General features: G+C 49.9%; 13 protein-coding genes. All 13 read right to left on the reverse strand.

Annotation, left to right across the window (positions count from 1 at the left end):
• Window positions 1-17: 17 nt before the first annotated feature.
• Window positions 18-740: a polysaccharide deacetylase family protein gene (locus IE117_RS09255; protein ID WP_189563998.1), complete on the reverse strand. Its 723-nt coding sequence runs from the start codon at window positions 738-740 to the stop codon at window positions 18-20.
• Window positions 733-2,493 (reverse strand): glycoside hydrolase family 9 protein, encoded by a 1,761-nt coding sequence (locus tag IE117_RS09260; RefSeq protein WP_229580581.1) that lies wholly within the window; start codon window positions 2,491-2,493, stop codon window positions 733-735. Before IE117_RS09260 ends, IE117_RS09255 begins: the two co-directional genes overlap by 8 nt.
• Before the next feature lie 64 nt (window positions 2,494-2,557).
• The gene (locus tag IE117_RS09265) at window positions 2,558-3,532 is read right to left on the reverse strand and encodes a helix-turn-helix domain-containing protein (protein ID WP_229580582.1); all 975 of its coding nucleotides are present in this window, start codon (window positions 3,530-3,532) and stop codon (window positions 2,558-2,560) included.
• Window positions 3,525-4,562, reverse strand: coding sequence for an aldo/keto reductase (locus tag IE117_RS09270; RefSeq protein ID WP_189564000.1), 1,038 nt, complete (start codon window positions 4,560-4,562; stop codon window positions 3,525-3,527). Before IE117_RS09270 ends, IE117_RS09265 begins: the two co-directional genes overlap by 8 nt.
• Before the next feature lie 218 nt (window positions 4,563-4,780).
• Complete coding sequence (gene arr / locus IE117_RS09275; protein WP_189564001.1) at window positions 4,781-5,224, reverse strand: NAD(+)--rifampin ADP-ribosyltransferase; 444 nt, start codon at window positions 5,222-5,224, stop codon at window positions 4,781-4,783.
• Between the two features lie 36 nt (window positions 5,225-5,260).
• On the reverse strand, window positions 5,261-5,869 hold the full coding sequence (locus IE117_RS09280; protein ID WP_189564002.1) for a class I SAM-dependent methyltransferase: 609 nt from the start codon (window positions 5,867-5,869) through the stop codon (window positions 5,261-5,263).
• A gap of 188 nt (window positions 5,870-6,057) precedes the next feature.
• Entirely contained in the window at window positions 6,058-7,329 is a 1,272-nt protein-coding gene (locus tag IE117_RS09285; protein ID WP_374757955.1) for a PQQ-dependent sugar dehydrogenase, read from the reverse strand.
• A gap of 255 nt (window positions 7,330-7,584) precedes the next feature.
• Window positions 7,585-9,558, reverse strand: a complete 1,974-nt coding sequence (locus tag IE117_RS09290) for a RagB/SusD family nutrient uptake outer membrane protein (RefSeq protein ID WP_189564004.1) — start codon at window positions 9,556-9,558, stop codon at window positions 7,585-7,587.
• A gap of 40 nt (window positions 9,559-9,598) precedes the next feature.
• Window positions 9,599-13,003 (reverse strand): TonB-dependent receptor, encoded by a 3,405-nt coding sequence (locus IE117_RS09295; protein WP_229580584.1) that lies wholly within the window; start codon window positions 13,001-13,003, stop codon window positions 9,599-9,601.
• A gap of 196 nt (window positions 13,004-13,199) precedes the next feature.
• Window positions 13,200-14,315: a FecR family protein gene (locus IE117_RS09300; RefSeq protein WP_189564005.1), complete on the reverse strand. Its 1,116-nt coding sequence runs from the start codon at window positions 14,313-14,315 to the stop codon at window positions 13,200-13,202.
• An 83-nt stretch (window positions 14,316-14,398) separates the two neighbouring features.
• Window positions 14,399-14,986: an RNA polymerase sigma factor gene (locus IE117_RS09305; RefSeq protein ID WP_189564006.1), complete on the reverse strand. Its 588-nt coding sequence runs from the start codon at window positions 14,984-14,986 to the stop codon at window positions 14,399-14,401.
• A 508-nt stretch (window positions 14,987-15,494) separates the two neighbouring features.
• The gene (locus tag IE117_RS09310; RefSeq protein ID WP_189564007.1) at window positions 15,495-15,953 is read right to left on the reverse strand and encodes a YybH family protein; all 459 of its coding nucleotides are present in this window, start codon (window positions 15,951-15,953) and stop codon (window positions 15,495-15,497) included.
• A gap of 180 nt (window positions 15,954-16,133) precedes the next feature.
• Window positions 16,134-16,748, reverse strand: coding sequence for an FMN-binding negative transcriptional regulator (locus IE117_RS09315; RefSeq protein ID WP_189564008.1), 615 nt, complete (start codon window positions 16,746-16,748; stop codon window positions 16,134-16,136).
• Window positions 16,749-16,986: the final 238 nt, after the last annotated feature.

Consider the following 16,986-nt stretch of genomic DNA (forward strand, 5'->3'; position numbering starts at 1 on the left):
TCTACTAAATTTCAGGATTATAACTTCGAGAATTGATAGCCTTTTTCTTTCAGCTCATTGATGATTTCATCCAAATGGAGGTAAAGTTTATCCGTCCTCAGTGGACTGGTACCTGGGTGAATAAGGAGGTGAAATCCATTCATCCCGTGCAATTCCTCATAAGCATAGATGCTTTCCAAAATATCACGGCTTGCTACGTAGTTCGACATTTCGGGCGATGTGTAATCGGCATTTGAACGGGTGCCCGGAGAAAAGTTGACTGTCTGCTGGTTAAGCCCTCTTGCGATTTCCACTATTTTTCGATTGTACCACTCGTAGGGTGGCATGAAGTAAGTGGGGTGGATACCCAAATCGTTTAATTTTTTGAGATTTTCAGCAATGTCCGCTTCTATTACATCAACCGGGTAAAGCAAACTGTCCCTTTTGACCCAGTCGCAGTACAGGAGATGGCGGTCTGAATGCGTCCCAACATAATGACCCTCCTTCGCCATGGTCTTTACCAGCGCTGTATTATTTTGGATAAAGTCGCCGGTCAGAAAAAAGGATGCGCGTATATCCTGTTTTCCTAATATCTGAAGTACGTGGTCAAAGCCTTCGTTGAAATCGTGTCCCGTAAAACAGAGATAAATGTTCTTTTTGAGCGTGTCGGATCTTATGATCGCTCCATGCCGGTCAATAATGTTCTGGGCATGAAGCGATTGGGGAAGCACTAGAACCAAAATAAAAAGAGTCCTAATCATGGCTCAGGCTGGTTAGGATCAGAAGCAGTTCAGCCGAGCCATCCAGGGTAGGTTCGTTGGTACTGTAATCCGCCCAGTCGTCGTTGTACTTGACATGGTCGGGTTGTAGATGGGCGTACTCATCGGGCTCCGATAAGGTGATGCCGATCATTTTATCGTGGATAGTAGCCCAGATGGGCCCATCTACCAAACTACCCTTGATTGATTCCTTTTTGAGGCGCCAGAACGGCATATGAACATCTACCGGGGTATCCGCATTTTCGGGAATTCCGGTGATCATGCTCGAATTCCACGGATTCAAGCCCAAAAGCCAATTGACATGATTTTGCATAAGCGGTCGGTACTTTCGGGAACCAGTCATTTCTTCGTACAGTATGGCTTGGGTAGCTACCGCCGCGGCCAGATTGTTAGAGCACCAGATAAATAAATGACCTATTCCATAGGGGTTTTTGTTGGCTCTATCCTGAATTCTCGCCAGGTTATGTTCATAGTAACCAATCGCTTCCTTTTTATCTTTCTCAGTACCCACCTGCCATAAGGCGTAGTGCCCCATGTTTACAAAGGGGTACATTTCGTAGTGGCTTGCCGTGTCCCGTTCCATCCACGACCATGCCCCGATCATTTTGGCGTAGGCACGGGCTTCTTTTAAGTATGTTTTGTCTTTCGTGATCTTGTACAGTTTTGCGGCGGCCCATTCCATATCGTCGGCCCAGGTGTTTTCTTCATACCGATAGGGCGCACCGTAGCTGTTTCCCTGTTGATAACCTTCCTGCTTCTCTCCCATGGCATACAGCTCTTTGGCGCTCTGCAGGCAAGTCTCTGCAAAAGATTCGTAGCCTTTTATAGCACTGAAAACCTCGTAGCCCAACGCCAGGGTGGCCGCCGAACGGCCCGCCAGATTGGCAATGCCCGTCGCCTCACTTTTGTATTTTGAAAGCCCCTGCGGTTTACCAGTGGCAAAGTACACCGGCCGGAAACTATTGGGGCCCCACCCGTAATCCGCGTTTTCCTCGTGGGGTAGTTTGAATCCCCGATGGTCCCGGTCGTCGGCTACCTGATGATAGAGTTCTTCGGGTCCCGGATGAAGTTTCAGTAGCCATTCCAGCCCCCATTTGGCTTCGTCCAGGATATCGGGTAGTTCGTTGGCTCCTTTCAGTCCGCGGGCATTGTACTCGTCGGTGAAACTACCCGGCTTCATCTGGTAAGCCATGAGCATTCGGGCGGTCGTGTTGCTACCCGTAATCAGGTACTTCAGCTGATCGCCGGCGTCGTGCCAGCCGCCGGTGGCATCAATTCTGGTCGAATCAGGTCGAAGTCCGAAAAAACTCAACCCGTCTTTTTGGTGACAGAACTCCCCGGTGTAGGGATTGAAGCCGCAACGCTGGGTTCGAATGAAATCAACGACATCATTCTGCCAGGCCGGGTATGGTCCGATGCGAAATGGCTGGCTAGCCGTGCTACTGCCTTTGAGTTCAAAATAATAGGCACCCTTTTCCTTAAAGTCAGAAAAGTCAAAATCGTGATAATCCGAAAATGGAGCCCACGCTTGATCAATTGGAGTGCCGCTGTACTCTCTCACTATTGTTCCATCGGATTTTTTCAGGAGCAAAACCGGCTTGGCCAATTCCGTTTTACTCAGAACCAATGCTTTTTTGGGTAGTTCCATTGGGTACCCTCTCAAATTGACCCTGATCTCAACACTAGGTTGTGCCTGTGCGAAAAGGGGCAAAGTACCCAACAAGATCAAAAGCATCACTCTGAACATATTTTGCGTTTTTGGTAAGATTGAGATTGCGGAAAACTCTCAATTTATATTTTCAATTATAACTGAGTCGGTATTCAATGGGCGTCAGCTTCGTTTTGCTTTTGAATAGTTTACTAAAAGATTGAGAATATTCAAAGCCTAACTGGTAGGCTATTTCACCCACACTTAAATTGGTGGTAGTTAAAATCTCTTTTGCTTTTTCTATTAGTTTGTCATGTATATGCTGCTGAGTACTTTGTCCCGTTAAACTCCGCAGCATATCGCTTAAATAGGAGGCTGACACATTCAGCTCGTTTGCCAGTTTTTCGACGGTGGGTAATGGCAATTCCGTATTGTTGGCAAAATAAACCTCTAAACATCTCTCAAAGCGAGTTAGCAAATCGTTTGTCGCCATTTTCCGGGTGATAAACTGTCGGCTGTAATAACGGTTGCAGTAGTTCAAAAGCAGTTCAAGGTTGGATACAATGACATCCTGACTGAAATTATCCAGCCTTGAATTAAGCTCTTTTTGAATATTTTGTACGATTGCCTCGATTGTCTTTTCTTCTTCGTCAGCAAGATGAAGAGCTTCGTTTACAGCGTAAGAAAAGTAGCCATACGTTTTGATTGCCTTACCTAGCGGATATTGCCTGATCAAATCGGGGTGAAATAATAACGACCAGCCATCTTTATTTCGATCCTCATCGTCATCCACACTAATTAATTGATTTGGAGCGATAAAAGACATCGTTCCATCGTCAAAATCATAATGATTTTTGCCGTACTTTAATTTCCCTTTGAAACTTCTCTTGATTGAAATGGTGTAAAAATCTAAAAGTAATTTTTCATCACGGTAGTAAGTGGGCCTTTTTGAAACAGAATGGTCAATGATCGTAATTAAAGGATTCAATGGACTCGGTAACTCCATAAAGGTATGCAACTCTTTAACCGAGTAAATCCTTTTAATGTCTTGCCGGGAATTTTTCATATCGGAAAACCAGCAGGCAGAAAATCTGCTGCCTACTGGTTGGTTTGTAAGTTTAAGCATTCAAAAAGTCAGTCCCGTCACTTCGATCCGCCGTCATCACTTCAAGTACATTACCAGGATATTCCATTGGTAATTTGCTCACCTCGTTCAACTGAGCTAGTTCTTCGACTGTGAATGACACCTCAACCGACTTCAAATTATCTTGAAGCTGGTGTATTTTGGTGGCAGCAATAATGACACTGCTCACCACCGGCTGATGCAACAGCCAGGCGAGCGCCAGTTGCGAAATGGATACCTGTTTCGCCGCTGCCATTGGAGCCAGTACGTCCAGAACATCATACGCTCTTTCTTCGTGAAAAGGCGGAAACGGGAAGCTGTTCAACCTTCCTTCTGCTTTTTGTCCGTCTCTTTTGTACTTACCTGTAAGCAGGCCACCACTCAGGGGGCTCCAAATCATCATTCCTACTTTTTGGTCCTGCAATAACGGGATGATTTCGCGTTCGGCATCTCTGACGTCCAGTGAGTAGTTGGCTTGAAGCGACGCAAATCTGTCCAAATGGTTGTATTGCGAATAGGCCAAGCCTTTCATCAATTGCCAGGCGGCGATATTACTGGCGCCAAAATATCTGATTTTTCCGCTTCGCACCAAATCGTCCAGTGTTCTGATCGTCTCTTCAATGGGCGTGAGCGGGTCTGCCGTATGAATTTGGTAGAGGTCAATGTAATCTGTCCCAAGCCTTTTCAAGCTGGCTTCAACTTGATGTATAATGTGTTTTTTCGAGAGGCCCCGGTCATTTTCACTTTTCCCCATTGAACCCCTCACCTTGGTCGCCAGCACCAAATCGTCTCTATCGATCGATAGGTTTTTGAGTGCTTTTCCTATCATTACCTCCGAAAGCCCTTCGGAATAGATGTTGGCGGTGTCAATAAAATTGACGCCTGCTCCGGTTACGGTTCTAATTTGTTCGTCAACGGCATTTTGATCAAGGTTACCCATGTAGCCAAAAAACCCTTTTCCGCCAAAGTTCATGGTACCTAAGCATAGCGTTGATACTTTCAGACCCGTATTTCCTAAAATCTTGTACTTCATCTTTTTTTGTTTAATTGTGAAGTACAAAGGTCAGCGGTTCCTAATGCCCGGCTGTGTCCATAATGCAGTTGTTTGTGTTCAAAACGGGGGAGCGGCGTGCGTATGAAGCGCCTTACTGTTGCTACCTTTTTCCAGATTGCGCAAATTTTACAGACTTAACCCGATGAACCTTCGCAGGGCGAACCAACCTCATTGCCTCTTAGGGGCAGCGGTATGGGTCATTCGTCATTCAACGAATTGATGCCTTGCTCTTTGAGCCTATCCAGGGCGTCTTTCATCTCCTTAATCTGTTCGGAGGAGTGACCTTCCCAAGTATTAACTTCTCCGACCACTTTGAACGGATGGGTGGAACGATACGATTTTGTGGGATTGCCCGGAAATTTTTTATCCGTCAAATCCGGGTCATCTTCAATGGCTCCGGTGGGTTCTACCAGGTAGATTCTTTCGCGACCTTCTCCAAGCGATAGCTCTGCCCCCCAGATCGCAGCATCCAGGGTTGCCGTCAGAAATATGTACTTGGCATTTTTTCTTTGCCCGAAGTTGGAGTTGAAACCGGGTTGGATAGAATCCCCCACTTTAAGGTCCGCTTTTGTTCCGTGAAAGTAGGTTTGCGCGAAAGGGGCCGGACTTTTCCCACTCGTCTTGTCGTCGTTTTCGTTCATTTTCGTTTGCTTACTTTATAGGTGAGGGCCTGTCATTCATTTTCCTGTTTTCCTGCATTTTATCAGATGAAAAGGATAGTTTTCTGTTACTTCTGATACTTCAAACAGGCCGGCATTGCCAAATTCTTCCTGTATCGATTGGCGGTCATAAAAGTAGATTTTAACCCCGCCAAACATTTCAAACCGGTCTTCGCCAATACAAGTACCTTTTCCGTACGTTTCGGCTTCCCGGGAAATAGTCGTGAAGACCATAAAGCCGTTTTCTATCAGTTGATTATAGCAGTCCTGAATCAGCTTTGCTCTTTCATTTTTGTCTAACAGGTAGATTAGCCCGTAACAGAATACTCCATCGTAGTGCTTCCCGTCAAAGGGCATCTCGGTCACAGAGCCGTGATAAATTGTCAAATCGTCGCCAAAATGTTTATGGGCTATATCAATGGCAGTCTGTGAAATCTCAATTCCGGTCACGGTCATTTTTTGATCTCTGAAAACCTGAGCATTGCGTCCATAACCAATGCCAGGAATGAGCACGGTTTTGACATGGTGCTCTACAAAGAAATCTTTTGTCAATACAGCTGACTTTGCAGGGTCCAAACCCCACATGGCCTGTTTGTCTTTAAATGCTTCTTCCCAAAATTCTGTCATGGCTTTGTGTTTCTGCCCAAACTTTTTCCACTGAAACCTTGATCTCCACAAACCTTCCAGGGTCGTGGAAGAATTACTTTTCCAATAACCAATTCAAGCATTAAATTAATTCGGATTCACCGCCACAAAAAAAGGACCTGATTGGCTAAGTAAGCGAAGCAAATCAGGTCCTTAAAACTAGCACTTGTTTATTTTTTTTGAAAGGCAATCCGGTAAATAGTGCCGTTCAAATCGTCGGAGACGTACAGTGAGCCATCGGGCCCCTGTGCGAGTCCACAGGGGCGGTGCTGTACCGGCCCGTCCGGTTGGGCCAGGTCTACGCCCGCAAAATTGTCCGCAAACACCTCGTAAGGACCCGACGGCTTGCCATTTTTGAAAGGGATAAAGGCCACAAAGTACCCTTTTTTCATTTCTGAATTCTGGCCGTGAAAGGCAACGAAGGCGCCGTTTTTGTAGCGGGCCGGGAACATGGTCCCGGTATAAAAAACGACTGCATTGGGTGCAAAGTGGGCCGGAAACGCCGCCACCGGATTCAACGCTTTCTCTCCCCCGGTTTTCTTGCCGTCGCCGCCGTACTCGGGGTTCAGCATTTTCTTTTTCTGAATCGGGTCGTAGTACACATAGGGCCAGCCGCCATCATCGCCTTCGTGCACTTCGTACATGGTTTCGGCCGGCAGGAGGGCACTCTGCTGGGGGGTGAAAAGCTCAGGATAAAAATCATGAAACTGCCCGCGTCCGTGCTGAAGGACAAAAAGGCTGTTGGTTTGATTATTCCAGTTAATACCCACGGAATTTTTAAGGCCCGTAGCGTAGCGAAAGCCATCCTTGCGCGTCTGATTCTGGACATCGGCGCGAAAGCGCCAGATTCCGCCCACGGTGTCCAGCAGCGTGCAGGGCATCATCCCTTTGCCCGTACCGGTCTCGCGGCAGGCATCGTTGGGCGAGCCCACGTTCACGTAAATATTTCCTTTGTCGTCCAGGGCGATCGACTTGGCGTTATCGCGGCCGGTGTCCACCAGTCCGGTTACAATCGTTTCGGGCGCATCGGGATTGATCACTTCTTCCTTCGCATTCAATTTGTAGCGGTAAATTCCGCTATTCGAAGAAGTGTAGAGGAAGCCGTTTTTGATAAAGACCCCCGTTCCTTTGAAGTCGCCAAATCCCGTTTTTTCGTCCATTACCCCATCGCCGTTGGTATCCCTGAGCCGGTAGGTGCCTTTTCCGTCTTTAGGTTTTGACAACCGCACAAACACATCGCCGCCTTTGGAGACCGCCATGTGCCGGGCGCCGTCCAGTTCCTCGGCATAGATGGTAGTTGTAAAGCCAGCCGGGACTGTGATCCCTGCTGCCAATTTGGGCGTGTCAACCGGGCCAGTTGATGGTAAAAAAGATCCTGTGAATGCTCCGAGGGTACTTAAGCCGGCCATGGCTAGCGTCCCGAAAGCAACGCGCTTAATCATTTGCATGTAAAATAAAAGAGATGAATAGGGTAAACATCTTTTGAAAGGAATAGAAATGGGCTTTTATACTGCTACCACACCGCGAGCCTGGAAAGTTGTTTGGAAATGTACTTAACTGGGAAGTCCTCTCTGATAAAGACCTGAGAAGTACTTTTTGGCACGGATGGGAAAAAGTGTGACATCCTTCAAAAGTAGCAATAAAAAAAGCGGAGATGCTGATCGCCCCCCGCTATTCTATTTTGCAAAGCCAACCGACTACCAACCAGGATTTTGCATGGTTTGCTTTTCCTCATTGGTGAGGGGTCGCCCACTTCGTTGAATGGCATCCAGAAAGGTTTGCGGAATGGGCCTTAGGTAATGCTTGTTGGGCAGAGGCTTGGCTTCGTTGTTGAAGGCCGTAGCGCGAGAAACCAGCGTCCGGGTACGGGCCAGGTCTTCCCAGCGCATGAGTTCACCCATGAGCTCGCGGGAGCGCTCGTTCAGGATAAAGTTGACAAACTTGCTTTCATTGGAGCTGGCACCTACTTTATCATAAAATTCGGTAGTAGCGTTAAAGATGTCGTCGATGCTGTTGAGGTGCAGCTGACTGAGGCTGCTGGCCGTCGTCTCTTCCACGTTATTGGATTCATAGTAAGAGTTCTTGGAGGAATATGACACAAACTGGGCCGTATTGGCTGCGGTGTTGTTCTTGTACGAGACGCCCCCATCTACGTAAAAGGAGCGATCTTCGCCAGCCTTATACGCAGCGCGGTCCCGTACTTTGTTGATATACTCCACAGCCTTTCCGTACTGTTGCAAGCGGCCGTAAGCTTCGGCGGCTATGAGGTAAGTTTCGGCCAGGCGGGCCAGAATGCCATCTCTTTGGCCGAACTGGGAAGCTACGGAAATACGACTGCCGTCCATAAACTTGGAGAGGGCCACGTACCGGCTGGCGTCGTAGTTGCCATGCCCGCCCAGCATATTTTCGCTTTCCCCTTCAAAGTACCTGACAAACATGTGCGGGGCCCGACGCTGAATATTGGCGGACGTGTAGCGGGTGTCCCCGGGTTTGTTGATGATGTAACGGATGGATTCCTGGCCGCCCGAAAATTTAGGTTTGCCTGCCAGGTCAGAACTGGGAGCGTTTCCGGTGGTCCACACGGGAGCAGAGGCGGGACGGTTGGATAAGTAGGTGGTTCTGAAACTTTTCCAGAAACGGCTGTCATTCACCCGGTCGTAGACATCCAGGGCGTAGTCGGTAGAGCGCAACCGCTGAAACTCGCGGTCGCCCGGAATATCCCGTTGCATGCCGGGCAGGTTTTGATACACGGAAGGGTAATAAAGGTGAACCTGATTCCCGTAGCGTCCCTGCGTAGACACATTGTTGGAGAATTGCGCCGACAGGATAACCTCGGGCAGCCTTTCGTTGGGGCCGTCTACCGTGGCGTAGTTCCATAAATCGCTAAAATTCGCAGCCAGAGAATGACGCCCGCTGTCGATCACCAGATTGGCGTAGCGGACGGCATTTTCAAGGTCCGACTGTTTGGTACTGCCGTTCCAGTCACTATTAAGCTCGCTGGCCCGGAACAAGTACACCTTGGCTAAAAAATGCGCCGCGGCCCACTTGGTGATCCGGCCCGTTTCGGCAGAAGCAGGGGGCAAAAGCTCGTAGGCCTGTTCCAGGTCCTTGATGATCTGGTTGTATACTTCCTGCGCGCTATTCCGCTCGAATTCCAGCTCTACGGAGGTAGAAGGCACCAGTTTCAGAGGTACCCCGCCGTATTGCCGCACCAGCTTGAAGTAATCGAAGCCGCGCATAAAGTACCCCTCGCCCAGCCGGGTATTTCGGTTAGGTCCGTCGCCGTAGTACGTCGGTACATTCTGGATGACAATATTGGCCGAGTTGATGTTGCCGTACATATTGTTCCAGATCGTGGCCACGTCGCCCGTCAGAGAATTGAGGTTGGCGTCGTACGAGTTCCACATCTGCATGGTGCGGTCGCCGCCCACGGTAAATTCATCGACGCCGTAGTTGGTGGTGGTGTAGGCCCATTCGTAGTTGAAATGGAATTTTAGGCTCTGGTACATGCCGGTCACCAGGCCGTCGAGTCCGTTGGGGGTTTCGAAGTCCTGGGTACTTCGCGAGGTGATCAGGTCTTCATCGAGAAAATCCTCATTGCAGGCCATGGGAAGCGTCAGCAGTACCGATGCCAGGCCTATTTGGGTTATGATTCGTTTTATATTTTTCATCTGTATTATTATCTCAAAAGTGATTGTCGGCAGGGCTCGGTCAGAACCCTACATTTAGACCAAATACAACGCCCCGGTTGAAGGTGGAGCCTCCCAAATCGGGGTCGACCCAGGATATGCCGGAGTACAGTAAACCCGGGTTCTGCATCTGTAAATAAAGGCGGCAGTTGGCCATCCGGAGCTTACTGGTGATCGTGCCGGGCAGGTTGTAGCCCAGCGATACGTTCCTGACCTTGATGAAAGAGCCATCCTGGTAGTTCATCGAGCTCCTGAACGGGTCGCCAGCAGCACTGTTGTAGTTGGGTGAGGGGTAGTTGTTGGTGGGGTTATCCGGAGTCCAGTAGTCTACGACCCGCTGCGCAAATCGGCCCTGCAGCGCCTCGGAGCCAGTCGCGAGGGTAAAGCCGAAGCGGCCAAATATAAACACGGCCAGATCCCAGTTCCTGTAGGTGAAGGTATTGTTGAGACCGAAGTTCCATTTCGGACTGGAATGGCCGATGACCTGGCGGTCGTTGTTGGCATCGATGCGGTAATCTCCGTTCAGGTCGGCTACCCGGATGTCGCCCGGACGGAAGGAATGACCGTTGGCGTTAAATTTTTCAATCTCCGACTGATCCTCGGGCGTGTTTTGCCAGATTCCTTCCTTGACATAATCGTAGTACACCGCAAGGCGCTGGCCGATAAACCACCGGTTCGAGAGGTCGTCATTGGCACCGTTGGCCAGCTTTTCGATCCGGTCTCTGTTGGCCGAAAAATTCAGCGTCGATGACCATTCGAAATCGCGGGTGCGCAGGTTGACGGTGTTCAGCGTCAGGTCTATCCCTTTGTTGGATGTCGCACCGATATTGTCCCAGGTCGATACATACCCGACGATGGAAGGTATGCTTCGCAGCAGGAGCAGGTCTGTGGTACGAGAAGTGTACAGATCGAGTGTACCACTCAGCCTGCGGTTGAAAAGCTCAAAATCCAGCCCCCAGTTCCACTGCGTGGTGTGCTCCCAGCCCAGGTTGAGGTTGGCCATTGCCACCGGATTGGCCAGAGAGGCATCCGAGGACACATAACCGGCTTCTACTTTGCTACCCCAGGTGTAATACAGGGTTTCGATCGCTCCCTTAGTCTGGTAGGGCGAAATGGCGGCATTCCCCGTGCTGCCCACCCCGATGCGGGTTTTCAGTTGGGTTATCCAGTTCACCGGTTTCAGGAAACTCTCCTGATCGATGTTCCAGGCAAAGGCCGCCGACGGAAACACATCCCACTTGTTGCCTTCGGCCAGCTGAGAGGCACCGTCCCAACGCAGGGAGGCAGTCAAAAGGTACTTATTATCAAAGCCGTAGTTGACCCGAGCCATGTAGGAGGCCAGCTGCGACTCACTCAGCCCCGTCCCGAAGGCATCGAGGCTGCTGACAGAATTGAGCTGGTGCCAGCGTTGGCTGTCCCAGGGCAGGGCCGTAGCCATCATAGTGCTGGTTTCGGTCAGGTTGGACGAAGCACTCTGGAGAAGCGTGACACCAAAGTCATGCTTCTCAGCGATCGTACGATTGTAGTAGAGCAGGTTATCCAATGTCCAGGAAAAACGGGAAGTTTGGTTCAGCTGGGCGTAGTTGGTGGAGCCCGGTTCGCCCCCGCCCCGGTTCACCGAGTTCCGGTCCATCCAGCGGCCGTTACGGAGGTGATAGAAATCAGGACCAAAATTGACGCGGTACCTCAAACCTTTCATAATGTCGACTTCGGCAAAAAGTACCCCCAGCGTACGGAGTACCTTCCGTTCGTTGATGTTGTAACGGTCTTCTCCGATCGGATTCAGAATGTTGATATCCCCACCAGGCAGGTTGATGCGGCTGCCCGTCGAGTCGAAAGGCACCGCGTAAGGAAGCATGCCCTGCGCGGCAAAGTACAGGTTGCCGGGGCCGGTGGCATTGCTGGTGGCGTAGCCGTAGTTCTGGATGCTGTAGGTCCCATTGATACTACCCCCAAACCTCAGCCACTTGACCGGATTCAGCTCCACGCTGAACTTGGAATTGAAGCGCTCGAAATCCTGGCCCAGCTGGGTGCCATCCTGAAATAAGTACCCGATGGAGCCATACGCTTTCATTTTGTCGGTGCCACCGCTCACGCTCAGGGTGTGGTCCTGAGTTACTCCGGTTTTCAGTACCATTCCGGTCCAGTCGGTAGTCGGGACGAGGCTTCCGTCCCACGTACCGTTTTGCCAGCCTTTGGCCACGTTGGCCCAGGCATTGGCATCGCCCCCAAAAATCCGGCGATCATCCTGGAGCGTGGGTGCTGCCGGATAATTTCCCGCCCGCCGGTACGCGTCCCGCCGAAATTCGATGTACTGTCCCGAATTCATCATCTGAGTCCGGTCCTGCATGTTTTCGATGGTAGCGGTACCGATGTAATTCAACGATAATTTGCCTCTTTTGCCCTGCTTGGTCGTCACCAGCACCACGCCGTTGGCCCCTCTGGAACCAAACACCGCCGTGGCCGAGGCGTCTTTCAGAATATCGATTGACTCGATGTCGTTGGGGTTGAAAGATTCGATGCCGCCCGCAGCCAGGGGGATGCCGTCCACTACATACAAGGGAGAATTTCCTGCACTCAGCGAGCGGCTCCCGCGAATCCGGATGCTCCCCATCTCGCCGGGCCTTTCGTTGGAGGTGATATCCACCCCGGCGGCCCGGCCCTGAATGGCCTGAAGTACGTTGGCGACCGGGCGTTTCCTGATTTCCTCGGCTCCCACACTTACCACCGATCCGGTCAGGTCGCTCTTTTTTACCCGGTTATACCCGATCACCACTACTTCTTCGAGGGACTTGCTGTCTACCGCCAGCGTAAGGTTGAGCTCAGACTGATTGCCTACCTCGATCTCCTGCGTGACGTACCCCACAAATGAAAAGATCAACTGCGTGGCACCATCCGGTATGTCGATCGAGAACCTTCCGTCGGTGTCCGTGGTGGTACCCCGGCTGGTGCCCTTCACGACGATACTCACCCCCGGAAGCGGCGCTTTATTTTCATCCAGCACCCGGCCGGTCACTCTCCGGTCCGGCGCCTGGTCTACGGCTTGCGATTCGTTGTCAGGGCGGGGGGCTTCGGCTTTTCTCAGTACGATTTGTTTATTGAGAATTACAAACGAAACCCCGGCCGGATTCAGGGTCCGGTTCAGGACTTCTTCCAGCCGCTCGTCGTTGGCATACAGCAATACGGACTGGCCTTTGGGGATCAGTTGCGAGTTATACGTGATCTTTACTTTGGCCACCTTACTGATGAGGGCCAAGGCATTGCGCATCTCGGTATTCTCTTTCGGAATAAAGATGCGTTTGTTGAGCAATTCCTGAGCCGGCACCGCCCAGGAGATCCCTGAGAGCAATAATGTCATGAAAATCTGTACGGTAGTAATTTTCATAATCCTTAGCCACAGATTAGCGCCATGTTGATTTTTTTGCATAGATTTAAAGGTTTTTGTGATTTGAAAAGGCAAAAACAACTCCTCACGCTCCCCGGCAAGGGAGCATCTTGAACAGAGCAAGTTGGGGGGGATTCAAGCCGGTCATGGTGCAAACATGACCGGCTTTTCTGGTTCTGTCAGGGGGGCGGATATAAATGTAAATGCATGAATTGATAAGGGGGATTAAGTGTGAAGGTTATTGGTTACAGCCTTTGGAAATTACCCGGATACGGCCTTCTTTGACTACAAAACTGGTACTGGGTCCTACGGCACTGCATAGGATACTCAGCTTTTCAAACAGGGGCTCATCGGTCAGGTTGGTCGTGAGTTCACAGCCACTGAACAATGATTCTTCCATGTCAATATCCAGGCCGTAGGCCATTCCGATTTGCCGGAATACATCGGCCACGGGTTTATCTTCAAAAGCGTAGACATTGCGGGTGTCAGGTACGTACCGGAGCATGTCCCGTTGATTGATTTCCTTGCGCTTGAAGTAGGATTTCTTTCGATTGAAAAACAGCTGTTCGTTAGGCACCAGATGAATCGTGGTTTGGTCATCCAGGTCTGCGGCGGCTGTCTCCATCTTTTCCTTTGGGGCCGAAACAGCCACTTGGCCGGTTTTTACCACGACCGAAAAATCAGCATCGTTGGCGTAAGCCGTCACCGTGAAACTCGTCCCCAGCACCCTTGTGACCATCTCGCCAGAGTACACCAGGAAAGGACTCGAAGGATTTTTGGTTACTTCGAAAAAAGCTTTGCCGGTCAGTTGTACTTCCCGGGTACCACCCGTAGTGTGGCGGTAGCTCAGCTCACTGCCGGGGTGAAGCAGCACAGAGCTCCCATCCGGCAAAGCGACCGGCAAAATGACATCGGAGCTGTTTTTTTGCAGAAAAACGGTATTTGCGGCCGAGGTATCCGGTGGCGCAACTACGTCATCCCGTTGAGCAACCACCACCGTTTCCGGGCTTTGGGTCTTATCGAGCAACAGCCATCCCAGCAGGCCGGACACCACCAACACTGCGGCGGCAGCCTGCCACCAGAGGGGACGCACATTCCTTCTGTTTGCCTGGATAGCCCCCAGCGTTTCCCGGCGGATCGTTTCAAAGTACCCTTCCTCGAAGGGCTCTTCTACGGGCCTGGCGGCCAATAGGATGTCCCGCGCCTTCAGGGCTTCGCCGGCGTAGTCGGGATTTTGTAAAAGCCACCGGCTCCACGCTGAATCCTGATTCCGAAGCCCCCCGTCCAGTACCCAGCGCCGGAAACTTTCGTCGGCCAGGTAATCCTGAACTTTGTAATCAAAATAAATTTTCATGGAAACGTTCTATTGCTTTTACTAGTAGTAGAAAGCATCTCCAGAAATTATACTGGTTTGGTCTTATTTTTTTTCAAAAAATTTCAATAGAGGAAAAAATCGAGGCAAGCCAGCAGCAGGGTGGTGAATTTGTTGGGGAAGGATTCGCGGAGGGAGGTAAGGGCTTCGTGGATCAGGTTGGTGGCCGTCTGGTACTTGATGCCCATGACCGTAGCGATTTCGTCATTGCTCAGGTTTTCAAAAAACCGGAGGTAGATTGCTTCCTTCTGACGCTTGGGAAGCTGATTGATGTAGCCGTTGATCAGCCGGACCCGTGCCGCCTCCGTTTCATTTTCGATCAGCCGCTCTTCAATGGAGAACTCCGCCCGGAAAGGGAGTTCCTCTTCGTTTTCCGTGGAGACAAACAGGCGCTCCCGTTTGAGGATGGTGATGAGCTTTCTTCTCAGGCAGGTAAAAAGGTAAGGGCGGATTTCCGTCACTTGCCGCAGGTTGGCGCGGTACTGCCACAGCTGAATATAGACTTCCTGAATGCAATCCTGGATCAGCAGATCATCTTTTACCATTTTCCGGCCATAAAGCGCCAGTGGCTTACCGAATAAGCGGATGAGCTCTTCCAGTGCCTTTTCGTCGCCGTTGGTAAAATGCCTCCACAATTGCTCTTCCTCTGTCATAGTGTGGGATTTCAAAAACGGACCAACTTAGCCTTTCAATGGCTTAAAAACAAGTCAGCCTAAATGACAAACAACCTCTATCCCCAGTCAGGGTGGGCTGGGAGCGGCATATTGCCAAGCTGGTGTTAGCTGCATTTCCTGCTTTCCGGTTTACTTTCTTAAATGTCTCACCAGAAAATAGATTGATAATAAGAAGGTTATGCTGTATACAATGGCTAATGCCGGTTTGGCGAATGTCAGGGTTTCGAAGTCGAATAACTTGAACAATGCTACTCCTATGACGATAATGATAAGCAAAAAAGGAAATGCGCGTACTTTTTTATTTTCCATTTATTTACACTTTGAACAACGTGTTAATTAGGGGGACAATGCCTTGGACGAGAAATGGTGAAGTGACCATTCCCAGCCTTTATTTATCTGCAATATTAATGGTATGTGCGGAGAAACAGCCCATGGAATAGAGCCGTTAGCCAAAGAATTTTCGATTAGGGGTAGTGCCGGAAGTGTCTTAATTATTATGCAACGTCTCGAATACGATTTTCCAGGAATCGTCAGGCTGTCTCTTCCAGGCTATGATATACGTTCCCACATTTTTAGTGGTGTCGTTTGTTACCTTATTGACAAATATTTCATTAAAACTATTGTAAGAAATGGCCATGTCCTCCGACTCGATGATCGTAGGCTCTCCCCGCTCAATAAGCTTGACATGGTATTTTTGATAGATCCCCTTCCATTGTGCCCTCAAAGAATCCTTATTCATCAATTTGATCGGTGAGTTGGGGTATATGGCCGTATACTCATCATCGTAGAAATCGATCCATTCGTAACCAAATTTTTCATACACCTCGTACAGGCTGTCAACCTGGGCTCTGATTTCAGCTTTGAGGTCGGTTGAGGATGATTTCGCGATTTCCTTTGGCTGCTCTTTGGTCTGGCAGCCAACCGCTAAGGCAACGAGTAAAACCATGAGGACTGCGTTTTTGAAATCAAAATGCTCCATAATTGATCGTTTTAGGGCCACTACTACCTGCTAATATGCTTTAATTATACCAAATGTTTCTGCTACTCCCAACTAGACGCCTTTCCGGTCTCTTTTCCCGGCTCATCAAGCTGGTATCGTGAAGGGTATCCATCCAGGCATGGTCTTTCACTTTCCGGCCATATTCTGCATGTAATCCGCAATGCAATTTTCGTTGCTATCCTCGCTTCGGGCAAGCGACTCGATAATTCTCTTCTTCTCGCTATCGGTTCGGTTTTGGCTCAGCTTCTGCTTGGCCTGCAAATCCGTAACCGTCAGCTCGAAAGCCACAATCCCTTTGGTCATTCTCGTTTTGTATTCTTCGGGGAACCCGTTCCACTGCATTCCGTACGCAGCCTCGTAGTTTTCGATGGTCTTTTCGAGAATCGCTACCGTCGGTTCGTAGCCTTCCACCAACTGCACTGTTCCGTAGGCGTGAACGGCCACGTAATTCCAGGTCGGTACATTCTGAGGTTTGTCGTAGTGTTCGGTGGAGATATAGGCGTGGGGTTCGCTGAAAATCACCAAAACCGTTTGACCTTCAAGGTACTTCCAATGGCTATTCGCCCTGGCAAAATGGGATAGGAGTACGATCGTGTCGTTTCTCACCTCCACCACGAAGGGCAGGTGGGTGGCAGTAGGGACGCTGTCTTTAGTTGAAATGATGGTGGCAAAACTGAAACGCTGCATGAAATCGACGATCTCATCCCGGTCGTTCATGGCGTTTGTGGCGGGGATGTACATGGCTTTACTAGGGGAGGGGCTGATTTTTGGTAAATCCTTCTGGCTGGTATCCGTGATAAAAATGCGGGTCACTACAAAAACAACGGCTGACCATTCAAACTGCAAATTAGGGCTACCGGGATCAAAAATTTGCCAAACAAAGCCCTGAACCTGTGTTTTTTCCTAAATTTAGCCACTTATCGTGTATTATGGACAATGGGTGCGCCGCATCCTTATTGTATTGTCACCAGGTCAACCA

Source organism: Persicitalea jodogahamensis (genome assembly GCF_014651615.1).
GTDB lineage: Bacteria > Bacteroidota > Bacteroidia > Cytophagales > Spirosomataceae > Persicitalea > Persicitalea jodogahamensis.